The following is a 25399-nucleotide window of genomic DNA, read 5'->3' on the forward strand; positions in this document are numbered from 1 at the left end:
ATTTGAGCCTACATCATTACAGACAAAATCGGTTTTACTAAGACTTAAAGTGCTAATGGAGCAATTATCGGTCGAACCATCATTAATTTCTTCAGCTGTTATGGTAGCCTGCCCGTTGCTATCGAGTTCAACTGATATATTTTGAGCATTGGCAGTTGGACTTTCTGAATCCTCAACTGTAACTGTTGCGGTTGCAGTATCAGTATTGCCGTTGACGTCTGTTACGGTTAGGATTACGACATTTGAACCTATATTGGAGCAATCAAACTCAGTAATGTTTGTATCAAAAGAATTAATCCCGCAGGCATCTGTAGATCCATCATTGATAGCATCTTCGGAGATAGTTACTTTGCCAGCTGCGTCTAAATACACAGTAATATTTTGTGTCTGTACATCTGGATCCAAATTATCAACAAAATTTAGAGAGATAGCTTTATTAGCGGTTAGGGAATTATCATCTGTAACTGTTACTGTATAACTTCCGGCTACCAAATTGTTGAGATCTTGAGTGGTAATTGTATTTGCATTAGGGCCCTCCCAGGAATAGGAATATGGAGCTGATCCTCCCGAAATGCTAAGGTCTATGGAGCCATCAGAAGAATTGGAACATGTAGGATTTTCAGAATTGACATTAATCGATATTTGTTGCGCAAATAAATTCCCATCTGTCCATAAGGAGAGCGTAAGAAAAATAAGTAATAAAGTCAATACATGTTGGATTCGGGGTCCAGAGGTAGGTTTAGGCATGGGGGTACTAGACTAATTTTACGAACGTAAAAGTAGAATATAATTCTTATACTCACCTAATTTTAAAATGAAAAATTCTGTGTAAGTAGTTTAAAATCAATCAAATAACATGCATTTAATCGGTGAAATAACACCTTTCATCGAAAAGATTTATTTCTTGTATTTATTTAATGATGATCTTTTTATCTGTAACACCCTGTTCGCCAATCACTTTTACAATATAAATTCCAGAACGTACTGGTTGCATTCCTAAACGGATCTCTTCTATGGTTGGTAATTCGTCAAATACCTGGATCAATTTACCTCCCATGTCAAAGACCATGACCTTATCCACGTTGACAAGATCGAAGTTTGAAATTTTGATCTGTTTACTAAAGGTGCTATAACTAATTCCAACCAGGTTGTCGATATAAGGAAGGTCATCAGGGTTAGGATCCACTATATCTTCAGGATCTGGAATTATTGGATCTGGATTCTGGTCTTGCTGTTTGAAAAATACTAATTCAAATCTATCTGTAATTTCACCTGCATTATCTGTTTTTGTAACATAATCTTCCTTTAAGATGTCATGTACGGTATCCAACAATCTATCTTTTAAATATAATTCTTTACTAGAAGGCCAATTCTCAGTCTCATCTATTTTTATTTTGAATTCACCTCCGGCATTCGTTTTAATAGCCAATGGTAAAACCTGTTCTTTTTCAAAATCTGGTACACCCTGGATCACAAAACCATGATCTCCAAACCACCAGTACATATCTTCCACATTATTTTCTATAAGTGGTGCATCATATCCAATATCAAAGCCATTAGATGTATTGGGATCACTTGCTACCAGAATCTGACGGTGATAACCTTTTGGCGATTCAAATTTGACCCTTATTTTCATTCGAGTATCATTACTCGAATTTGAATTAGTAGTGCTCTTTTCTTTTTTCCCGATATCTTCTTGCTGTAAGAATATCGATTCACTGCCTAAAGGTTCAAAAATTCTCTGAGTATTATTAAAAATAATATCTCCACCAAAAGTGAATCCAGCTACGGGAGCACTATTCAAGAAAAAGCCTTGTGCAACAGGAATATATCTTTGCGGTAATACACTATTTGAACCACCAGTAATTCTCCAATCATTTGATATAGCGGGTGCACTACCTATTTTCGTAAGAGTGGCGTACCCACCAATATATTCTTCTAATATATGCGTGTAACCATCAAAATGATCCCAGAAATAAATAGTACCATTAAAAACATTTTCGCTACTCTCATTGCTACCAGAACCATTTGGTCCACTTGTAATATTATCTTCTAAGAATTTGTATGCATCAATAGCAGATGGGAAGGGGTTACCAACAAGGTAATTCTGATTGCTCTGTAAATACAATTCACCGGTAGGTATATTACCATTATTAGGCTTACCTCTGAAAACATATCTTTGAGTGGCATCAAGGCTGGCAGAGCCTGTGGTTCCTTTCATGGTAAATCCTGCACCAACAATCTCTGGATAATCTGATCCTAAATACAACCAGTCTCCATAAATATCTGCATCTCCACCTCTAAAATCCCAGATCCAGAAATTACTTATAGTTATTGGATTCGTTTTAGCTCCATCTGCAACAAAATAACCATCCTGAAAATTAATTCCTTTTGGGTTATTTTTATTTGAACCATCCATTAAAATATCCCGGACTTCAAAGCCCGTATTATTGTCATTTCTCTGTGTACTGAAGGGACTGGTCCAGTAATTATAATTAAAACTACTCATTCTTCCTTCCTGGTCTATCTCTGCCCAACCCCTACTCGCATTGTCTAAAATACTTCCATGATCTTGTAGTAACTGCGAGTCATCAACAAGATCCATATTTCCATCAAGTAGTAAATAGTGGGTTAATCTGATAGGGTGATTACCGTTTATACTCAATAATACATCAGGAGTTTCAGATAATAAACCAAGCATAATTATCTCTTTGGAATCTGAGGTAATATTATGATTTACTCTGGCAATATTCCAATCAATTGCTGTTCCGTTGTAAACACTATTCGGGAAATCCCAAACTGCTGGTCGTGCCCACGTATTTGCATTTGCCCATGTACCGTCTACACCTGAACAATATGGAGTAGGAGAGGTGTTTTCCTGGTCTGTAGTGATATTTACTAATCTTCCTGGAATCTTGCTGATCGAATGGTCTGGGGTATAACCTGCTATAGGTTTTAGATTATCGTCAAATGTTGCACATTCCACTAAATTAGCTGGATCAGGATTATCGGAATATAATCTATAATATCCGGCCAGATCACCCCAGGTTTGATTATAGAACTTATCTCCATCCTGATCTAAATTATGAGCTCCGTCAGTATAATAACTACTATATCCATCTCCATTATCAAGGTTTGGAACTACCTCTCCTTCTATTAGTGTTCCTGCAGTTGCTGCATCATTCAGCTTTATACGCTGATTCATCATAAACCTCAATTCCTTAAGCTCTGGAGCAGAATTTCCGTTCCAAATTCTTAATTCATCGATCCAACCTGAAAAATGATTTGAAGTTGTTTTGGTATTAGCATTGTATCTTGCTCCAATGCTGGTATTATTAATTCCAGAACCGTTTACTGATATATTTCCAGAAGGAATACCATCTACCCAAAGACTACCGCTGTTAGAAACCGCTATGTGATACCATCTACCGTTTTTAGAAACCTTCGAACCAAGATTATCCATGCTTATTTCAAATCCTGAACTACTAAAAATAACTCCCGTAGAGGCATTTGTATCTCCTGAACCGTCATCTAGTGGTCTATCAAAAGGTCTAATCCAGGCTTCAATAAAAAAGTTTCCGTTGTAATTATTTCCTAGATCAATATAATCATCATCACCATCAAAATCGAGGGTAGTACAATCTATTAGTGTGACATTATTCGGGTTTTCTACAGGTGGACAACCAGAGTTGTCTAATAGAATTCCATCCTCATCTAAAGCCGTAGGAGTCAACACCCACTTGAAATTATAATCGCCTAAGTTTTCAGCACTGAAAATTGAATTAGGATCTTCAATAGGATCTAATCCAGTTGAAGAGTCCTGATTGGTAAGAGTAAATCCAGTAGTTATTTCTTGACCATTTAAATCTTCAACTCTCCAGCTACCTTCATAACCATCCAAAGTTGGATATTCAGTGATTGTTTTAGCTTGATATTCTGCCGTTACTGTGGCGTTTAATTGAATATCCAAACTTCCACAGGCACCTACTTGCGCTTCAACAGTTGTAGTATATCTATCAAATGCCCAAACTCGAATAGTTTCAAAATTATCTACACTTTGACATTCATCACCGTTGCTATCTAATATAATTCTTGTCTGTACTTCAAAGTCATTCCATCCAATTTTACGAGGAATAAAGTTTACTGTATATTGATTTACAACTCCTATAGGTTCTAAATAACTATCTGGATCGGTAAGATCATCATCATAGTACCATTGTAATAAAATATCCTGGGGACCTTCCGGCACTTCAATATTGTCCACTGCCCATACATCTCCATCTACGGTTCCTATATAAGTAAAACGAAGTCTTAGATTGCTCTGGCCAAGGTAGCTACCAAGGTTGATGTTCATTTGGTTAATATCCTCTAATCCTTCCCCGAAATGTTCAAAATTACCGCTTCTTCCAGTTCCTGTAGTTCCATCTCCAACTAAATAATATAGAATATCCTCATCAGTAAATTCTATATTAGGATCATTAATAGCCGTAGGATATGTTGCTCCTCCATCTGTGGAAATTTCAACTATTATCGTAGCTCCATCTGTTAAATTATAGGCCTGGTCCCAGGTTAAAATTGCTTCATCAAGCCCACCTAATGAAAATACTGGAGTTTCCATATAAGAACTATTATTGCCGGTAACGAGAGCAAAACCTTTATTTCCTGCATTCCCACTCCACGTCCTATAGTTAATTAAAGTTCCACTGCCATTATAAGGTATGTTGGAATTATACACTTTTTCATTGGCATTCGGATTATTTCCATGTGGGTTCATTCTTAACCAGTGATCTGCCCGACCATTATTTGCGGCAGAATCAAAATCATTGGAGCCTCCGTTAGGATTTGTGAAATTCCATCCGTGATTTTTTATACCTGCATTATCAAAAGCTCCGCCGTCGAAATTTCCTCCTTCTGAACTATAACCGGTTTCTGAGGTTAATGTAATCTCATCACCAATACAAATAACTTCTTTATCAACCTCTACCGGAGTTGGCTTAATATCAGCTTCGATTACACTAACCATAGCTGGCTCTGAATAAATTCCGGTATTACAGGAATTATTAGCTATTAATGCCCTGAAAGCGGTAGTTTCGTCCGTGATCACACTTTCAATCTCTTGAGCGGTAAGATAATCTGTAGTGCCATTAATGGATTGCCAGGAATTATCTGAAACACCACGATATTCCCAACCTATTACACTTCCGGTATATCCAGTAAGATTTAGTCTGCTGGCATAGCCAGGAGCAGGGTTCTCACAGGTAAGAAATAATCGATCATTATTTGTTGCCCAAAGTGCTTCTCCTCCTTCTGGTACAGCATCAATGATAATAGTAAATTCATAGCTTTCAGCTTCACAGGTTCCATTAATAGGTATCGTATATGTTATTATATGACTTCCGGTTAGATCATTGGTAGTATGATCCCAAATTATCTCTCCAGTAGTCTCATTTAGGTGATCACTGCTTAAGGTATTGCTGCTAAAAGTCCCTCCAGGAGTAAAACCAGGAGTAACCGTAGCTATATTCTCTGTCTCACAATATGAATCCTGGGTGTAGCTAAATGCCGGATTCTTTTTTTCAAAAATCGTGATTTCAGAATCGAAATAAACTTCCTCGCAACTATCTATATCATAATCAACAGTATTTCGCACGGTATAAGTTCCTGGATCGCTGGCGTCGAGATCGATAATTCCGGTGTTAGAATCAATTAAAAGATTGCCTCCATTATTACTGGTAAAGCTAAATTCTCCAATTACCGCATTAGTGATTAATGTTGGCGAAGGATCGCTTTCATCAGCACAATATTCTCCTGAACTTCCATAAGCAAAATCTGGAATTGGTTTGTCATATATATCTATTTCAAATGTTGCAGTTACAGGATTACAACCATCTTCATTTGCGCCTGAATAGTCTACGGTTCTGGTAATTATATAATTTCCGGCATTACTAGCATCTATATCTATTTCTCCAGTTTCTGAATTTAGGAAAACGAGTCCTGTGGTACTGCTAAAATTATCAACGTCAGTATGTGGTAGGGCTGTATCATCTACTTTTAAAGTTGGATTGGTTGTTCGGGTGTCTTTACAAATAGCTGATTCGATATAATTGAAAACTGCTACAGGCAGATCTCCGATAGTAACATCAAATGTGGTTGAAACCGCTTCGCATATTTCATCTGAAGGGATTTCGAATGTTATTGTATAATCACCAGGATCACTCCCAGATGGGTTTATGTTTCCGTTGGTGACATTAATGTCCAGAATATTGCCGTTATCCCCTGAATAATTAAATGTGCCATCACTAATAGTAGCATTTGAAATATTTAGATTAGGAGGCTGCGGGGTATTAATAGAGACACAGAATTCTGTTTGAGAATACTCGAAGGTGTTGATCACCGGTAGGTTGCTTATATTCACAATTACAGTGTCTGATACCTCAGAACAACCCGTTTTTCCCTGAATATTCAAAGTAAGGGTTACTTCACCTGTTTCGCCTGATCCGGGAATATAATTTGTGTTTAAAGCATTGGCGTCTTCAAAAGTTCCTGTTCCGGAAGTGCTCCATTCCAAAGCTGCGTAATTTGAAGCGGAAGCATCGCCACCTATAGCTACAGTTCCATCAGTGGAGCAGGCGTTAATAGGATTGCCTGCTTCAACTACCGGAGCTTCGTTAACGGTTACGGTGACACTTTCAGAATATCCTAGATCACAGGCATACCCATCAGGTCCATCTATAACCACATCGTATTCCCCCGTATCTGAAAGTTGAGCATTCTCAATAAGCAAGGTTGCAGAGGTTGCTCCACCTATGTCGATTCCATCTTTTCTCCATTGATAACTAGGATTACCCCCTGAAGCTGTTGCCACTACCGATAAACTGATTTCTCCACCTTCGCAACCTTCCTGGGGTTGAGGTTGAGTAGTTACCACGATATTTTCGTCTACCGATACAGTTACAGTTTCAGAGGTAACATCATTACAAGCATTTTCACCGCTCACAACAACAAAGTATTCACCCTCATCCTCTGCAATAGATGCTGAGTTGATCTGATATATTGCAGAAGTCGCCCCTGAAATCGGGTTGCCGTCTTTATGCCATTGATAACTTAAATTAGGTCCTGCAGCTGCTACTTCAAGTTGGGTGTTGTTAGCTGAACAAACCGCAACGCTAAATGGCTCAGAAGTTATTTCAACCTGGTCGAATATTGTAATATCTAGAGACACATCTTGGGTAAGACAACCTTCAGATGTAGGAATAGTATAGATGATGGTGTAATCGCCTGCATCAGTTCCATCTGGTGAAAATTCACCGGTAGAAGAGTTTATAGATAGTCCCCCGGTTGCGGAATACGAACCACCTGTATAAGTACCGCTTCCGCTTAGAGAAGGAATATAAGATGAAGTATCCCCGTTACAGAATTTGATCTGATCACCGGTAAAGGCAAAAGAAGCGGTAGGAGCTGACGTAATAGTAACCTCAATATCATTGATCACTATCTCGTTGCATCCCCCGACTGCATCAATAGTATAGGATATAGTATATTCTCCAGGTGTACTGGCAGAGGGATCTATTTCTCCGGAATCCGGATCGATATCTAATCCAGTTGAAGAAGAGAAAGTTCCGCCTTCGTAAGCCCCCACACCATTGGTTATAGACGGGACGTAGATGGTAGTATCCGAATTACAAAACGGCTCATCATAAGAAATATCGGCATCTGGAATTTCATTAATTGATAATGTTGCAATAGTAGAAGTTTCAGAAGAACAAGTATATCCATTTGTGCCGCTCACCACCACATCATAATCCCCGGCATCGGAAAGACTTAATCCTGTTAAAGACAGAGTAGGGGAGTTGGCAGCCCCACTAATCGGCGTACCATCCTTTCTCCAGGTATAGTCAAAAGTTTCGCCATTTGGTGTTACCGTTACAGAAAAAGAAGCATCGCTGCCTATACAGGATTCCGAAGCATCTGGTCCTGTAATAGCAATAGGGTCATCAACCGTCAATGAAACTTCAGAAGAACTAACAGTTGAGCATATACTATTCCCACTCACTTCCACATAATATTCCCCCGCATCGGCAACATCAACCGCTGAGAGATTTAAAACATTCGAAGTAGCACCGGAAACTACAGTCCCAGATCCCACGCTTCCTTTAAACCATTGATAGGATAGTTCATCCCCGGTAGCCGATACACTAAAGCTGGTATTATCACCTTCGCACACCCGTGAAGCAGATGGCTGGGAAGTAAGGAGTACTGCATCATAAATAGTTACCGTAGTAGTCACAGAAGTAGAATTAAATCCACAATTTAGCGGATCCGGAATATTGTAGGTCACAGTATATTCTCCGGCATCCAAACCCGAAGGAGAGAAACTACCGTTTGAAGCTACACCTAGTCCGTTGTCTGAATAGCTGCCACCAGTATAAGTCGCTGTTCCACTGAGATTAACAGTATATGTAGAGCTGTCAGAATTACAGAATGATGTTGCAGGATAAGTAATTGAAGCAGTTGGATTAGGATTCACTGTTACAACAGCCGAACCGCTAACATTTTGAGAACATGTCGGGTTATCGGCATAAGCCGCACTTACCAAAGAATAAGTGGCTGTAGAAGTTAAATTTCCGGTATTAACAGTAGTCGTTCCACTATTATTAAGAGTAGCAGTCTGATTCGCGCCGTTATTAACTTTATAAGTAACAATGGCATTAGCCGTTCCGTTAAATGTAATATTGGTAGCAGTGCCGGAACATATTTCTGTAGTCCCGGAAATACTGGCGGTGGGAGTATCCCGGAAAAATATTGTCATCGAATCCTGTCCCGTACCACAGGAAGAATTTCCTCTTGGTTTCGGAGCTGTCATGCTGAGGGTTACCTGCCCATTATCTTTATCAGCCTGGTTTGGTGTGAACGTTATATTGAAAGGGCTATTAATATTTCCATTTCCAAGAGAGCTAAATCCCCGGCTAGAATTGTCTGTGCTATTTATTAAAGTGATATCACTTGCTTTGAATTTGGAACTTCCAAATACAATTTGTGCGCTAATAGTTTGAGAGCCAGTTGCAGTTTTACAAAGTGTTATATCAGGGCCGAGATCGGTTAAAATATAATCATCAATATTTATTGCATATGGACTAGACCATCCACTCCAGTAACAACCATTTCCAGCTCGCACCCTTAAATTTTCTGAGTTGTTGTAATTCTGGGATGCACTGAAATTAATGGTAACTGTTCTTGTACCTTGTCCGTCTGTGATTGACCATCCCGTTGGCATTTGCCATTCATAAGTTGTAGCACCGGTAACTGCAGGAACTGTGAATTGTATTCCATTTACAGGGGGGCAAACGTTTGGATTGTTATTGAAACTATTATCAGTTGAAGTGATTGTTCCTGGGGTGGCTGGTGCTGAATTGGTAGATGTAACGCTTAAAGTTTTAGGAGTGCTGCTGCCACATTCATTATTAGCCACTACGCTAATTGTACCGGTACCCGTTATAGCGGCTGCATTAACGCTGATAGAATTGGTGGATCCCCCGCTCACTGTTGTCCATCCATTCGGCAAGGTCCATGTATAACTTGTCGCATACTGTGCAGCCGGTACCTCATACATGAGATTGGTGGAATTCGCACAAACTGCATTCTGCCCCGTAATATTACCACTAATAGTGGGAACTGGATTCTTAACTGTAACGGCAAACGAAGTATTCTTACTTCCACATCCGTCTTCACTGGAGGCAGACACTGAAATATTACCATCCTGACCAAAATTTCCGGCCGTAACATTGATTTGTGAGGTATTCTGGCCCGAGATGATGGACCATCCCGTGGGAACAGACCAATTATATGTATCCACTTTTGTATCGGCAGGAACGCTAAAGATAATTCCATTTGCTCCTTCACAAAAAGCAGTTTGATTGGGATTGGAAGCTATGGAAATATTATCTGGAGTTCCATTATCAACTGTTACATTAAGAGTTTGTGCCGAAGAACTGTCACCACATTCATTCGTTGCGATAACACTCACTACTTTTGTTACATCAGATCCTGTGTTATTTGTTCCAAGATTTATCGTTACAGTTCTGCTATTTTGACCACTAATAAGATTTCCATCCAGATACCAGGAATAAGTATCGGCATATTGTACTGCGGTCACCGAATATTCGGCATCACTAACCGGGCACACCACCGTATTCCCAGTAATAGTTCCGGGAGTAGGAGGTATGGGGTCATTTACAGTTAGAGAAATGCTTCTTGGATCACTGCTTGAACATTCATTATTGGCTACTACGGAAATTGATCCGCTTTCGCCTGCTGAAAATCCGCTGATTGTTACAGAATTTGTAGTGCTGGATCCTGTAAAAACTCCTGGAACAGTCCAGGTGTAGCTGGTAGCTCCTGTGACAGCGGGGATAGAAAGGCTAACGTCATCACCAGGACAGATAAGCCCGGGATCTGAAATTGGATCAGGGATTGCAGGTTTGCCGGGGCCTACATCTACATTTAACGTACTAGCAGTACTTGTTCCACAACTGTTCTTTGCCTGGACAGAAATAGTTCCGCTGGCAACAGAGCCTGTAGTAATATTTATAGAATTTGAATAGCTTGTTCCTGACCATCCGTTTGGTAAAGACCAGATATATTCAGTTGCCGAAGGATCTGAAGTCACCTGAAAGGTATAATTACTATTTGGACAAAAAGTGCCTGGATCATCAACTACGATAATAGCGGAAGGAGTAGCCGGCGCAGCATTTTTATGGGTTATCGTAATGGTGTTGCTCTCAAATGGATCTACACAGGGAACGGAAGAGGTCATAAAAAGTTTAACCTGCCCGCCATCAGGGATCGAAGTAGAGGAGAAAGTAGCTGAATTACTTAAGATGCTATTATTGTTAAGCAATCTCCATTCGTAAGTGGCACCTGATCCTCCATGATTGGTGGGAGATGAGGTAAAGTTTAGTTGCTCATTGGGACAAACATTGGTCTTATTAGCTGAAATAGAAACCGTTCCGGTTTTGTTTTCATAAACGATAATTGTTGAAGATGCTGGACTTTCAGTTACTCCAGATTCTGATGTACCTCCACAGTATCCTACTACTAACTTGAATTTATTATTACCAATGGGCGCATCATAATTAGATAAGCTAGAACTCGTTGCCCCAGAAATATCGGTCCAAGTCCCACCATTCAGCTGAACTTGCCATTGATAAGTATAAGCCACAGATGGGTTAGAAGGAGTCACAGTTGAGCTGAAACTAATGCTTTCTTCTTCGCAAATAGAACTTTCCGAATTATTGGTGATATTAATGACAGAAGGGGTGCACTGTGTATATCCAATAAGTGGAATAAAAAAAAGAACACAAAATGCAAATACCTTCAATAGTAATTTTTTCCCCATAGTTGTTAAGGTTTAAAAACAGTAATACAGCGTGTAGGGTAAATAAATCGGGGTAATGCAAATGTGGGGCCGGGGTAATAAAACTATACCACAAGTAACTGAATGCAAGTGAAATAGTTAATAAATTTAAAGGAAAAAACTTTAAAAATGCTAATTTTTCGCTAAAAAACGTTTATAGTCGATAAAACTTACACAAATTTTAGCCTGGTTTTTTAAATAATTGGGTGTCAGTATTTCATAAAAAAAGCCATCTCGAAAGATGGCTTTAAATAATCGTATGACTATTTAGATTATTCTCCTAAAAATGGATATCTGTAATCTGTTGCCGGCACAAATGTTTCTTTGATCAATCTTACTGAGATCCATCTCATTAGATTCATTTTAGATCCAGCTTTATCATTAGTACCGCTTGATCTGGCTCCTCCAAATGGTTGTTGGCCTACGACTGCACCAGTTGGTTTGTCGTTTATATAGAAGTTACCAGCTGCATTCTGAAGTAAATCTGTAGCTTGAGCTGCAGCATAACGGTCTCCGGATATAATTGCCCCGGTAAGCGCATAAATACTTGTATTATCTACCGTTTCGCAGATATCTGCCCATTTTTCTTCATTGAAGTTATCATCGTCATATACATAGATAGTAACTACAGGTCCAAAGAGTTCAGTTTCCATAGTAGTGTAATGAGGATCTGTAGTAAGAATAACGGTAGGTTCAATAAAATAACCCTTAGTCTTATCATAATTTCCACCTACTACGATTTCAGCATTTTTATCTTTCTTGGCTTTGTCTATATAACTAGCCAGTTTATCAAAAGCGCCTTCATGAATAACCGCATTGATGAAGTTGGTCATATCTTCTGGAGATCCCATTTTGAATGACTCAACATCTTCAACTACAAAATCCTTGATCTCTGGCCAGAGACTCTTAGGTAGGTAAACACGTGAGGCAGCACTACATTTTTGCCCTTGATATTCAAAAGCACCTCTAGAAATTGCGGTAGCGACATGTTTTGCCTTAGCCGTTGGGTGAGCCAGGATAAAATCCTTTCCTCCGGTTTCACCAACGATTCTTGGGTAAGTTTTGTAATTGTGAATGTTTTTACCAATTTTCTCCCAGATACCTTTGAAAACATCAGTGCTACCTGTAAAATGAATTCCTGCAAAATCTGGACTTGCCAGAGCGGTATCAGTAACCATTTCTGGATCACCATTTACCATATTGATCACTCCGGCTGGAAGACCAGCTTCTTTAAACACCTCCATGATCACCTGTGCAGATAGCATTTGACTATCACTTGGTTTCCAAACAGCAACATTTCCCATTAGAGCTGCACTTGAAGGTAGATTCCCTGCAATAGCAGTAAAGTTAAATGGAGTAATTGCATAAACAAAACCTTCAAGAGGTCTGTACTCTACACGGTTCCAAACCCCATCTGAGGATATTGGTTGTTCATTGTATAGATCTGACATGTATTCGACATTAAATCGAAGGAAATCGCAGATCTCTGCAGCAGCATCAATTTCAGCCTGGTAAATATTTTTTGACTGCCCAATCATAGTTGCGGCATTCATTTTTTGTCTATAAGGTCCGGCGATAAGATCGGCTGCTTTAAGAAAAATAGCGGCGCGTTGTTCCCATTCTAATTTAGACCATTTTTTTCTAGCCTCTAAAGCTTCTGAGATTGCTTTTTCAACATGCTCTTTCTTAGCAATATGATAGGTCCCCACAACATGTTTGTGGTCGTGTGGAGGATTTATTGTTTTAGTATCTCCGGTTTTTACTTCTTCAGACCCGATATAAAGTGGAACCTCGGTATTGGCATTCCATAGATCCTTGTAAGTAAGTAAAACTTCCTCTCTTTCTGGGGTTCCTGGTGCGTAACTTTTAACTTCCTCGTTAACTGCTACAGGAACGTGAAAAAATCCTTTTCCCATAAATATTATTTTTGTTTTTTCGATTGTAATTTAATAGCGATAAAGGTAAAAAAATAAAGCGGTATTGAAGAAGAAGAAACTACCCTTCACGAAAGCTTAACTTTTTTTGTAATTTTCCTTAAAATTTTGAAATTCACCCATGTGTACCATTACTTTAGTGCCACATCCAGATTCATTGACCGGTTTTATACTTACCTCGAACCGGGATGAAGCAGTAAGTAGAAAAACCCTGCCTCCACAAAAAGAAGTTTATAAAGACGCCAGATTATTTTTTCCGAAAGATGAAGAAGCCGGTGGAACCTGGATTGGAATCAGTGAACATCTTAGATGTATCTGCTTGATGAATGGTGCTGAAAAACCTCATGTTCGAAGGTCGGAATATAGAAAGAGCAGAGGAGTAGTTGTTAAGGATTTTTTGAGCAAAAAGGAATTGAAAAAGATGTTTAAGGAATATGATTTTCAGGATATAGAGCCTTTTACCATGATCATTGTAGACTGGCACAATGGCTTGATATTCTACGAACTTCTTTGGGACGGTGAAAACCGAAAGGTTTCAAAATTGCCTTTAAAGGAACATATCTGGTCTTCCTCTCCTTTATATAGTGAAGAGATGAAAGGATTTAGAAAAAAGTGGTTTAAAGATTTGAAACAGTCAAAAGGTTTTTCTTCTGAGACTCTTCTTGATTTTCATCATAATGCCGGTGAAGGAAGTAAGGAATTTGATCTAATCATAGATCGGGGGTTTTTGAAAACCCAAAGTATAAGCCAGGTTCAAAATTCAACCAATGAGCTGAGGTTTAGCTATGAGAATTTGAGAACTAAAGAATATACTGAGGAATATTTTCAATTTAAAGCGTAAGTCGCACTAAGTTTAAAAGATGGAATATTAACATTGAATTTCTTCTGGGTTGTGAAATTGACCATATTATAATGACCTTTCATTGCTCCAAATGGACCGGTTAAAAGGCATCCACTTTGATAGGTGTAAATTTCACCAGGCTTTAAAACCGGTTGTTTCCCGATCACACCTTCACCTGAAACGGTTTCGGTTTGGTTAAGTACATCTTTTATTTCCCAGAAGCGTGATTTTAGCTGAACAGAGTCATTGCTTTGATTTTCAATAGTAATCCTGTATCCAAAGGCATAGTGCATCTTATAGTTCTTGTAGAACATTCCCTCGAAATGAGTTTCAACTGAAATTTTTATGCCTTTTGTAACCTGCTGGGTCATTTTAGAAAATTGAAAATGAAACAATTACCGCGATAATTGATGCTATTGTAGCTAATGTAAAAAATATTATGTTGAGTAATATGAACTTTAAAATCGTTTTAACACGTCCCTGACCATAAAAATTCCTCATCGACTTATACAGGTAGAAAATGAATATTCCGTTGGCCAGGAAAAAACCAACATCAGATTTAAGTATATGATCAATAGAAAAACCTATGATGTATAGGACGAAAAGAGTGGTTTGCACGTGGAAGGCAAAAATCAGGTGCTCCATATAATTAAACGGTCTCCTTATATATAGAAGCCAGATAAATAAAGCAAATACCGGTAAATAGAAAAATATAATGAACGGTAATTTATTTATGAGATAATCAGCAAAAAGCTTGGGATTGGTATAGAAAAGATCAAATCTCATGGCTCTTTGATACAGGAATTTATTCCAGCCTGTTTCATCATATTCCAGCTCTTTCAACGCTTCTTCTTCTGAAGTAATCCGGGTCTCTTTAAAGTATTTATGAAATATTTGAAGTTTTGTTCCAATTCTGTTGAGGTTATTCATTGTGTCCAGCTTTTCCTGAGGCACATAAATATCCTGGTAAGATTTATCGTTGCTTTTCCTGGATTTAGCAACGTTATTAATTATTGAATCAACCTCAATATTATTATTTTTTAATGCTGAAATTTCTTTTAATTGAGCCTGCATTAAGCTGTCCTGTTGAATTTTGGTAATCCCATCATCTATGGCTTTATTCTGATTTTCAAAGTTGATTCCTTCAAAATTATCAGATAATCCAGCAACCAGGAAGAAGATGATCGAGGCGCTTAAATAGAATTGGAATGGATTGGCATAACGTATCCTTTTTCCGTTAACGTAATCCTTAGAAATTTTACCAGGACTAAATAACATGACCCTTACGGTTCTTTGAAACCTGGAGTCGTAATTGAAAAGACCGGAAAATAATTGAATAAAGAAATCGCTAAAATTTAGTTTTTTAGTGCTGTTCTTTTGACCGCAATTAGGACAGAAATGGTCGCTTTTTTCGAGTGGAAGCTCGCAATTTAAACAGGTTTCACCCCGATAATTGTATGATATATCTCTTTTATTGTTTTTTTCCAGCATCAGGAAAAAATATTAGTTTCGAATAATCTCAGAGTTTGTATATCCAACACCAATCATACGATCATATCGAGCTCCGGGCGTACGATAATATACAAGGATGCTGTAGAGATTTTCAGTTTCATCAAAATTTCCACTTATAAATCCGTCATCCAGACTGCCGTCGCTGTTTAAAAGTACATATTTATAATTATAATAACCCTGTTTAAATAACCTGGCGCCTTCATAGTAACCGGTTTCTTCATTATAGGTCATCAATGTACTCTTATCTAGTTCAAAATTATTGAATCCTCCGTAAAGATGAATTTCAGCATTTTCAACTATATCATAATTTTTCAGGCGGAAATGTATCCAGACATAATCTGCTTCAATATCTGAATTTTGAGCCTGTATATTTCTAACTACAAAACTTCCGTTAATATCTGGATTGTAGGTATAGGGTTCATTTTTTCTAGTGAAATCCAGGAATAAATAATGATGGTAAAGGTCACTAAGTTCTACAGAGGAAATGTCTGAAGTTGTTACTCTAATTTCCTTATTGTCAAACTGAAGAAATTCATTGCCTCCCCAAAATGAGGATTCTGTATCATACCTGTAAATTAGCTCATTGGCAATAGTGTACTGTGGTTTAAGATCGTGTACAGCCAGTTTAAAATTATTATTCTGTACGAGGCTAACTTTTACATTTTGTTCAGGATTCTTCAATAGGAGATCAGGAGAATCAATACTGAAGTTTACCACCTGCTTTTCATCAATAAAATTAAGGTCTCTTGATCTTTTAACCTCGGCAGTAACCTGTGCAAGCGGTTCATACACCATGAATTTCCTGGAGAATACAAGCTCACGGTTGCTATTATAAACGCTTAAAAGATAATTTCCTGAAACCTTTATTCCCATTACATTCCTATTAGGGATGGTTAATTCGTAATGTGTATAAGGTTGTAAGGAGTTCAGAGAATTTGTGAAATCCATGATCCTTACATTATCAAATCCTTCGAGATATTCATTCTTACTAAGCTGGCTGGGACTCCAGTCGAAGTTAAAATGTTCGATGGTATAGTAGTAGTCGGCTTCATCTCCTATAATATCATCAAAACTAAGGCTTAATCTACTGCCTAATCTAACAATGGGATTCCCTTGATTTTCTGGTGAACTTCCCTGGAAAACAATCGTTCTTATAAAAGGTGGTGCAGGGGTTTCAATAGCAGATTGGCACCATCCTGAGAGGGTGAATCCTGTGATAAATAAAAATAAAAGAAAAGCTCTCATAAAATTTATATAAAACAAAGTTAACAGAAATAAGCATTTTCCATCAATTTAATTTAACAGTTGACCAAAGTAAAATTCTAATAATTCTTGGGATAAATGGAGTGAAAATTCATAAATTTGCACGACTTTAAACTAAAAATTTTAACATACACTCCATCCTATGTCAAAAGACATTCGAATTAAAAGAGGATTATCTCTGCGATTAGAAGGGGAGGCGGAAAAAGAGCTTGTTAAAGCTCCAAGATCAAAAACCTATGCGATCAAACCGCCAGATTTTCACACTGTAGTACCTAAAATGGTTGTTAAAGAAGGAGCAAAACTTCTTGCCGGTGATGAAATATTCTATTCAAAATATACAGATCAAATTCGCTTTACTACACCTGTAAGCGGTGTGCTTAAAGAAATTAAAAGAGGAGATAAAAGAAAGATCCTTGAAATCATCATTGAGGCAGATGCTGAAGATGCTTACCGTGATTTTGGTAAGTTAGACGCTTCAAAAGCCGAAGCTGTAGATGTAAAAGAGAGAATTCTTGAAAGCGGTTGTGGTGCTTTTATCATTCAGCGACCTTACGATATCGTTGCTGATCCAAAGGACACTCCAAAAGCTATTTTTATTTCAGCGGTTTCTACAGCACCTCTTGCAGCAGATAAAGGTTTTATCATTAAAGATAAGGTCGATGCATTTCAGGAAGGGATTAATGCCCTTAGAAAATTAACTCCTGGAAAGGTTCATTTATCTGTAGATGATAGTTCAGCTGAATATCTTAAGAATATTCAGGGCGTTGAATTACATCACGTGAGTGGAGCTCATCCTGCAGGAAATGTAGGTGTTCAAATTCATAAACTGGATCCTATTAATAGAGGTGAAAGAGTATGGACGGTTGGAGTAGAAGATGTTGCTATTATTGGTAATCTATTCTTAACCGGGGAATACAGAGCAGAAAGAACTATAGCTGTAACAGGTAGTGAGGCAAGTGATAGAAAATACTATCAAGGAATCATTGGTGCTAATGTTGCAGACCTTATAGGTCAGGCTTCAGATAATGTTCGTATTATTTCTGGTGACGTATTAACAGGTACTCAATTATCCAATAACCAATATGTTGGTTTCCTTGATAATGAGGTTACTTTGATCCCTGAAGGTAATAATTACAGAATTTTTGGATGGTTACCTTTTACTTATAACAATATTCACTCTAATTCAAAAACTTCCCTATCCTGGTTATTCCCTAAAAGGAAATTCGCACCTACTACCAATTTAAATGGTGAAGAGCGTGCATTAGTGGTAACTGGAGAAATGGAAGAAGTGCTTCCTATGGATATTTATCCTATGCAGCTTATTAAAGCTTGTATGGCTGGAGATATCGAAAAAATGGAAAATCTTGGGATCTATGAAGTAGCTCCTGAAGATTTCGCACTAGTTGAATACGTAAATACTTCTAAAATTGAAATTCAGGAAGTAATTAGGTTAGGTCTGGATTTAATGATCACTGAAGTAGGTTAAAAAGCTGTAGAACTATGGAATGGATTAGACAAAGATTAGATAAAATCAGGGAGCCTTTTAATAAAGGTCAGAAATTAGAAAAGTATGCCCCAGCGATCAACGCGTTGGATACTTTCCTTTTTACTCCCAATCATACAACCAAAAAAGGTGCACACATTCGTGATGCAGTAGACCTTAAGAGAACAATGATCACCGTTGTTCTTGCTCTAGTTCCGGCGCTTATCTTCGGAATGTGGAATGGAGGATACCAGTATTATTCTCAGTTAGGAGAGTCATTTACTACGTTAGATGCTTTTCTTCATGGTGCAATGAAAATTTTACCAATGGTCGCTGTATCCTATGGGGTAGGTCTTGGTATTGAATTCGCTTTCGCCATTTTTAGAGGTCACGAAGTGAACGAAGGTTACCTTGTAACAGGATTGCTTATACCTATGATCATGCCTATCGATATCCCATTATGGATGGTAGCATTATCTGTAGTATTTGCAGTGCTTATTGGTAAAGAAGCTTTCGGTGGAACCGGAATGAACATTTTAAATCCTGCGCTTACTGCCCGTGCTTTTGCATTCTTCGCATATCCAACATTCATGTCGGGTAACACCGTTTGGGTAAGTAATGCGTATGAAGTGGATGCAGTTTCAGGAGAAACTATATTAGGTACTCTAGCTTCAGGATCTGATGTATCATATTCTGCAATGAATATGTTTTCAGGTGTGATCCCAGGTTCGATCGCCGAGACTTCAGTAATATGTATTCTGGCAGGAGCTTTACTTCTGGTACTAACCAAGGTTGGTAGCTGGAGAATTATTCTAAGTGCCTTTATTGGTGCGGCAGTTATGGGACTTATTTTTAACGCCCTTCCTTCATTAGGAATAGAAGGAAATGCCCTTACAAATTTCCCATGGTATTTACACCTTATAGTAGGTGGACTTGCATTCGGTATAGTCTTTATGGCTACAGATCCGGTTTCTGCAGCACAAACTATGAAGGGTAAATGGATCTACGGATTTTTGATAGGATTCCTTTCAGTAATGATTCGTGTATTTAACCCGGCCTATCCTGAAGGTGTAATGCTTGGAATTCTTTTAATGAATGTTTTTGCGCCAACAATAGATCACTACGTGATTCAGGCCAATATCAATAGAAGGAAGAAGAGACTTAAGAGTGCTAATCCTCAAGTAGAAACAGCATAGTTATGGAAGAGAAATCAGTAAATAAAACAAATAGTAATGGCTATACTTTTATGTTCGCCATTATCATGGTGGTTGTAGTTGCTGCAGTACTTGCTTTTACTGCGACATCACTTCAGCCAACTCAGAAGGAAAACGTACGTCAGGAAAAAATGCAGAATATTCTTGCTACTGTTGGAATTGAAACCGACAGACCTGGTGCTGAAAAGCTTTACAACCAATATATAATTGAAGAGCTTGCTTTAGATGAGAATGGTCAGGTAGACGAATCTGTAGATGCCTTTAAAGTAGATTTAGCAAAAGAGCTTAAGAAGGATGTAAATGAGCAGGTATTTCCATTATATATCGCTGAAGTTGAAGGAAAGAAATTCTATATCGTACCATTAAGAGGTAACGGTCTATGGAATGCGATTTTCGGTTATATCTCGATTAAAGACGATATAAATACTATTAAAGGAGCAACTTTCGATCACCTTGGAGAAACTCCGGGACTTGGTGCTGAAATCACAAAGCAGTGGTTCAAAGAGGCTTTTGAAGAAGAGAAGATATTTGACGGTAGCGGAAACCTTGTTGGTGTTTCTGTTGTAAAAGGAAATATAGATGCTTCAGATAAGGATGATAATAAAGTAGACGCGATTTCCGGAGCGACAATTACCGGAGATGGTGTTTCAGATATGATCTCTGAAAGACTTAAGCGTTATTTGCCTTATTTCGAAAAGCAAAAGGATATTAAAGTAGCAATAAAATAATTATGGCTAAAGACACACAATTTAACTCTGCTAAAGAGGAAGAGAAGAAGCAGGAGATGATCCTTTTTCTTTCAGATTCTGAAGAAAAAGAGCATTTTCTATCCAAAGGGAATAGAAAATTATTATCAGATCCTTTAGACGATAATAACCCGATTACGGTACAGGTATTAGGTATCTGTTCGGCACTGGCAATTACGGTTCAATTAGAACCTGCAGTAGTAATGGCAATTGCGGTTATGGCGGTTATGGCTTTTAGTAACATGATCATTTCTATGCTGCGTAACCTTATTCCAAGTAGGATCAGGATTATTGTTCAGCTTGTAGTGGTTGCATCCCTGGTAATTCTTGTAGATCAGATTTTGAAGGCTTATGCTTATGATGTAAGTAAACAGCTTTCGGTTTTCATTGGTCTTATTATTACTAACTGTATTGTAATGGGACGTCTGGAAGCCTTTGCTCTTGGTAACGGTGTTTATAAATCTTTCCTTGATGGTATTGGTAATGCTGCGGGATACGGTTTGATCCTTATAATCGTAGCATTTTTCAGAGAGCTTTTAGGTTCAGGAAAATTATTCGGATTTGAAGTTCTTGGACATAAAGGAGCTACAATTGCTGAATCTACCGGTCTTTATTCACTGGGATATGAAAATAACGGTTTAATGTTGCTATCTCCAATGGCTCTTATTGTAGTAGGTGTCATTATCTGGATACAACGTGCAAGAAACCGTAAACTAATCGAAGCAAACTAATAGCTGAACAGCAAAAAAGTATAAAAAATGGAATTAGTTAATCTATTTGTAAGAAGTATTTTCATTGAAAATATGATATTCGCCTATTTCCTGGGAATGTGTTCCTACCTGGCGGTATCAAAAACTGTAAAGACAGCTGTTGGTTTAGGTGCTGCGGTAATATTCGTATTGCTTGTAACTGTACCAATTAACTTTTTACTGGACAATTATCTTTTAAAGCCTGGGGCTCTTAGCTGGTTAGGTGCTGAATATGCAGATGTGGATCTTAGTTTTCTAAGTTTCATCATGTTCATCGCGGTAATCGCTTCTATGGTTCAGCTGGTAGAGATGATCGTTGAAAAATTCGCTCCTGCACTTTATGGTGCTTTAGGTATTTTCCTTCCTCTTATTGCGGTAAACTGTGCGATCCTTGGTGGTTCGCTATTTATGCAGCAAAAAGATTTTGGAGGAATTTCTGAAGCGGTTACCTATGGTTTAGGTAGTGGAATTGGATGGTTCTTGGCAATTCTAGCAATTGCAGCCATCAGAGAAAAAATTGCATACTCAAATGTTCCTGCACCATTAAAAGGTCTTGGTATTACTTTTATCATTACCGGCTTAATGGCACTTGGATTTATGAGTTTCATGGGAATTAAATTATAATCGAAAAGAAAGATTATGACAGTTATAATAGCGAGTGTAGTAGTATTCTTAGTTCTTATTTTGTTGTTGGTCTCTATCCTTTTAGGAGCCAAGGCAAAGTTGACCCCGTCAGGGCCAGTAACTATTAATGTTAATAATGAAAAAGATATCGAAGTAGGTTCTGGTGGAACTTTACTTTCAACTCTTGGTGATAATAAACTATTCCTTCCTTCTGCCTGTGGTGGAGGTGGAACTTGTATCCAGTGTAAGTGTATCGTTGAAGATGGTGGTGGTGCAATTCTTCCTACTGAAGAACCTCACTTTACCAGAAAAGAGATCGCAGACGGTTGGAGACTTGGTTGCCAGGTGAAGGTTAAGCAGGACATGAAAATTACGATTCCTGAAGAGGTTTTCGGAATTAAAAAATGGGATGCTACCGTAGTAAGAAACTATAACGTTGCTTCCTTCATTAAGGAATTTGTTGTAGAGATTCCAGAACCAATGGATTATAAAGCCGGAGGTTATATTCAAATTGAAATTCCTAAGACGGAAGTGAAATTTGAAGATATGGATATTACAGCGCACCCTGAAGAGCACGAAACTCCAGATAAATTTAAAGCTGAGTGGGATAAATTCAATTTATGGCCACTAGTGATGAAAAACCCTGAGACCGTAGAAAGAGCTTACTCTATGGCTTCTTATCCTGCAGAAGGGCGTGAGATCATGCTGAATGTTCGTATCGCTACTCCGCCATGGGATAGAGCTAAGGATAGTTGGATGGATGTGAACCCTGGGGTTGCTTCATCTTATATCTTCGGGTTGAAAAAAGGAGATAAAGTAGTTATTTCCGGACCTTACGGTGAATTCTTCATCAATGAAAGTGATGCTGAAATGCTTTATGTTGGTGGGGGAGCCGGAATGGCACCTATGAGATCTCACCTGTACCACCTTTTCAGAACCTTGAAGACTGGAAGAAAAGTAACTTACTGGTATGGTGGTAGATCTAAACGTGAATTATTCTATACAGAACACTTTAGAGCATTAGAAAGAGACTTCCCTAATTTCAAATTTTACCTGGCCCTTTCTGAGCCGGCTGAAGAAGATAACTGGAAAGTAAAATCTAATCTTGACGATGAAGGTGACGGATTCGTAGGCTTCATTCACCAGGTAGTGATAGATAACTATTTATCACACCATGAAGAACCAGAAGAAATTGAATTATATTTCTGTGGACCTCCATTGATGAACAAAGCCGTTCAGAAGATGGGAGAGGACTTCGGAATTCCGCCGGAGAACATCAGATTTGATGACTTTGGAGGATAATAAATACAATCCCGCTTCGGCGGGATTTTTTGTTCTTACAAAGATCCTTTAATAAATATTGATCGTCATTCTGAATTTATTTCAGAATCTCTTTTTAAAATTTAATTGAGAGGCTGAAATAAGTTCTGCTTGACGAAAAGCTAATTTCAACTAGCTAATTTTTATCTTTATCTCATGCCGAAATTAACCGAACAGGAACTACATAATCTTGCCATGAATATTGTGGGGAAAGATCTTGAAGATAATGGATATGAATTTCTTGGAGTGAACAGTAAACTGAAGCGGAATCCTCAGTTTGTAGCTCTTAAGGAGACTAAACTTCATTTTGTCATCGTAAGGGCCATTGAATATCCCGATGATCCTTCAGCCTTTGATCCTGCTTTTATGAAAGATATAAAGGAACATGCTGAAAAATTTAATGCGCGCACTTTTTACGCAGCTGTAGGACTGGCTAATTCTTCAGATTATGATAAACCAATTACCAGCGATGAAGATTATATCGTGAACTATTCAGGCTGGAAGGAATTTTAAATATGAAAAAAATAATATCAATATTAGCAATAAACTTGCTTCTGTTTTCCTGCGAAAAGGGAAATGAAATAGAGAGTCATACATACCAGGGCGAAGCTCTGGGTACCACTTATATGGTTCGTTATTTTTCCGATGATAAACTGGAATTTGAAAGATCACTGGATAGTATCATGGATGAGATCAATTCTTCCATGAGTACTTATATCACTAAATCTGATATATCCCGAATAAACAGGGGAGATACGACCGTTATAGTAGATGAGCACTTTGTAAAGGTGTTCAGTGCATCAGAGAGGATATATAAAGAGACTGATGGATTCTTTGATCCAACAGTTGGTGTTCTTGTTAATGCTTACGGTTTTGGTCCGGGAAAATGGCTTAAAAAGATAGATAGCGTGAAACTTGATTCTTTGATAAATCTTGTCGGTTTTGATAAGATCAATATTAAAGAAGATAGAAGTATTCATAAAGAAGATCCTTCAGTTTATCTGGATTTTAATGCCATAGCCAAGGGTTATGCCATAGATGTTATAGCCGAATACCTGGAATCTGAAAGGGTTGATCATTACCTTATCGAACTCGGAGGAGAACTCAGGGCAAAAGGTGAGAATATGGATAGTGGAAATAGTTGGATCGTTGGAATAGACCACCCTGATAAGATGAGAAAGGCTAACAGCTATCAGGCTAAAGTCAAATTGTCAAATGCTGCAATGGCAACTTCTGGGAATTATAGAAAGTACCGGGAAGATTCTATTACTGGTCAGAAGTATGTTCACACTATCAACCCGATTACGGGTAAAGCAGAACGAAGTAATCTTTTAAGTGCTTCCGTGCTTGCTGAGAATTGTATGCTTGCCGATGGGTATGCCACCGCTTTTATGGCCTTAGGTCTTGAGCGAACAAAGAAAGTTTTAGAAAAGCTGGAGAATGTTGAAGTGTATATTATGTATTCAACAGAAGATGGAAAAACGGAAGTTTTCAGTACTCCTGGATTTGAAAAGAACCTGGCGGAGTAATTAATTTTTGTGGCAAACAGGAATTATCTCTCCCTTTGCCAGACAATATTTATCTATTTCAGCTTCGGAAAGAATTGAAGTATAATCAACTTCTTCAACCTGAAAGCCTATTGCTCTTAACTTGTCAAAATAATCTCTTCCATATACTCTTACATGGTCATACTGGCCAAATATCTTAGCTCTTTCCTTAGGATCTGTTATTGAATCATCCTGAAACGTTTCAGCCCTGTCTAATTCCTGCGGAATCTGTAATATGGCAGTACCGCCGGGCTTTAAAATTCTGTAAAGCTCCTGCATCGCTTTGGTGTCATCAGGAATATGTTCCAGAACGTGGTTGCATAAAATAAAGTCGAAACTATCATTTTCAAAAGGAAGATCACAAATATCTGCCTTTACATCTGCCAGTGGCGAATTAAGGTCTGTAGTAGTATACTCCAGATTATTTAATTTTCTGAATCGCTTATAAAAAGCCTGTTCAGGTGCAAAATGAAGCACTTTGAGATCCTTATTAAAGAACTCGGTTTCATCTTTCAGATAAAGCCATAAGAGTCTATGCCTCTCGAGGGAGAGGGTAGAAGGGGAAAGAACATTTTCCCGCTGATTCTCGTAACCGTAAGGTAAAAACTTCCTGAAACCGCTCCCATCGATGGGATCGGTATATCGAGAGCCTTTAAGATAAATCTTTAAAAACGGCCTTACCAGGTAACTCATTCTAATAAGAACAGGCCTGGGAATTGAATTTAAGGCCAGTTTAAAAAGATTACTCATTCT

16 protein-coding genes are annotated in these 25399 nt (G+C 38.1%); 9 read left to right on the forward strand and 7 right to left on the reverse strand.

Annotated features, from left to right (window positions below; translation table 11 throughout):
- The 3 genes from G530_RS17105 to pruA all read right to left on the reverse strand — a co-directional run.
- Window positions 1-708, reverse strand: a 708-nt coding sequence (locus tag G530_RS17105; protein ID WP_205619203.1) for a SprB repeat-containing protein, incomplete at its 3' end; no start/stop codon positions are given.
- A 202-nt stretch (window positions 709-910) separates the two neighbouring features.
- The gene (locus G530_RS17110) at window positions 911-11395 is read right to left on the reverse strand and encodes an Ig-like domain-containing protein (protein ID WP_035716629.1); all 10485 of its coding nucleotides are present in this window, start codon (window positions 11393-11395) and stop codon (window positions 911-913) included.
- A gap of 290 nt (window positions 11396-11685) precedes the next feature.
- Window positions 11686-13329, reverse strand: coding sequence for an L-glutamate gamma-semialdehyde dehydrogenase (pruA, locus tag G530_RS0115405; protein WP_026935379.1), 1644 nt, complete (start codon window positions 13327-13329; stop codon window positions 11686-11688).
- Between the two features lie 139 nt (window positions 13330-13468).
- On the opposite strand from pruA, the gene G530_RS0115410 reads away from it, so the two are divergent.
- Window positions 13469-14188: an NRDE family protein gene (locus tag G530_RS0115410; protein WP_026935380.1), complete on the forward strand. Its 720-nt coding sequence runs from the start codon at window positions 13469-13471 to the stop codon at window positions 14186-14188.
- On the opposite strand, the gene apaG is transcribed toward G530_RS0115410, so the two are convergent.
- The 3 genes from apaG to G530_RS0115425 are packed head-to-tail and all read right to left on the reverse strand — an operon-like array spanning window position 14173 to window position 16945.
- On the reverse strand, window positions 14173-14559 hold the full coding sequence (gene apaG, locus G530_RS0115415; RefSeq protein WP_026935381.1) for a Co2+/Mg2+ efflux protein ApaG: 387 nt from the start codon (window positions 14557-14559) through the stop codon (window positions 14173-14175). The two genes, G530_RS0115410 and apaG, sit on opposite strands and share 16 nt — an antisense overlap.
- A 1-nt stretch (window position 14560) precedes the next feature.
- Window positions 14561-15679, reverse strand: coding sequence for a DUF3667 domain-containing protein (locus G530_RS0115420; protein WP_026935382.1), 1119 nt, complete (start codon window positions 15677-15679; stop codon window positions 14561-14563).
- 12 nt (window positions 15680-15691) lie between these two features.
- The gene (locus G530_RS0115425; protein WP_026935383.1) at window positions 15692-16945 is read right to left on the reverse strand and encodes a type IX secretion system plug protein; all 1254 of its coding nucleotides are present in this window, start codon (window positions 16943-16945) and stop codon (window positions 15692-15694) included.
- 160 nt (window positions 16946-17105) lie between these two features.
- On the opposite strand from G530_RS0115425, the gene G530_RS0115430 reads away from it, so the two are divergent.
- The 8 genes from G530_RS0115430 (at window position 17106) to G530_RS0115465 (ending at window position 24628) form a co-directional block, all read left to right on the forward strand.
- Window positions 17106-18449, forward strand: a complete 1344-nt coding sequence (locus G530_RS0115430) for a Na(+)-translocating NADH-quinone reductase subunit A (protein WP_026935384.1) — start codon at window positions 17106-17108, stop codon at window positions 18447-18449.
- A 14-nt stretch (window positions 18450-18463) separates the two neighbouring features.
- The gene (locus tag G530_RS0115435) at window positions 18464-19642 is read left to right on the forward strand and encodes an NADH:ubiquinone reductase (Na(+)-transporting) subunit B (protein ID WP_026935385.1); all 1179 of its coding nucleotides are present in this window, start codon (window positions 18464-18466) and stop codon (window positions 19640-19642) included.
- Between the two features lie 2 nt (window positions 19643-19644).
- Window positions 19645-20388, forward strand: a complete 744-nt coding sequence (locus tag G530_RS0115440) for a Na(+)-translocating NADH-quinone reductase subunit C (protein ID WP_026935386.1) — start codon at window positions 19645-19647, stop codon at window positions 20386-20388.
- 2 nt (window positions 20389-20390) lie between these two features.
- Window positions 20391-21137, forward strand: coding sequence for an NADH:ubiquinone reductase (Na(+)-transporting) subunit D (locus G530_RS0115445; protein WP_026935387.1), 747 nt, complete (start codon window positions 20391-20393; stop codon window positions 21135-21137).
- A gap of 27 nt (window positions 21138-21164) precedes the next feature.
- Window positions 21165-21779: an NADH:ubiquinone reductase (Na(+)-transporting) subunit E gene (gene nqrE, locus G530_RS0115450; protein WP_026935388.1), complete on the forward strand. Its 615-nt coding sequence runs from the start codon at window positions 21165-21167 to the stop codon at window positions 21777-21779.
- A gap of 15 nt (window positions 21780-21794) precedes the next feature.
- The gene (gene nqrF / locus G530_RS0115455) at window positions 21795-23081 is read left to right on the forward strand and encodes an NADH:ubiquinone reductase (Na(+)-transporting) subunit F (RefSeq protein WP_026935389.1); all 1287 of its coding nucleotides are present in this window, start codon (window positions 21795-21797) and stop codon (window positions 23079-23081) included.
- Between the two features lie 174 nt (window positions 23082-23255).
- Entirely contained in the window at window positions 23256-23612 is a 357-nt protein-coding gene (locus G530_RS0115460) for a hypothetical protein (RefSeq protein ID WP_026935390.1), read from the forward strand.
- 2 nt (window positions 23613-23614) lie between these two features.
- The gene (locus G530_RS0115465) at window positions 23615-24628 is read left to right on the forward strand and encodes an FAD:protein FMN transferase (protein ID WP_026935391.1); all 1014 of its coding nucleotides are present in this window, start codon (window positions 23615-23617) and stop codon (window positions 24626-24628) included.
- Here the strand turns inward: G530_RS0115465 and G530_RS0115470 are convergent, their stop codons facing one another.
- Window positions 24629-25396: a class I SAM-dependent methyltransferase gene (locus tag G530_RS0115470; protein WP_026935392.1), complete on the reverse strand. Its 768-nt coding sequence runs from the start codon at window positions 25394-25396 to the stop codon at window positions 24629-24631.
- Window positions 25397-25399 lie beyond the last annotated feature (3 nt).

The sequence above is a fragment of the Christiangramia echinicola DSM 19838 genome, from assembly GCF_000423065.1.
Lineage (GTDB): Bacteria > Bacteroidota > Bacteroidia > Flavobacteriales > Flavobacteriaceae > Christiangramia > Christiangramia echinicola.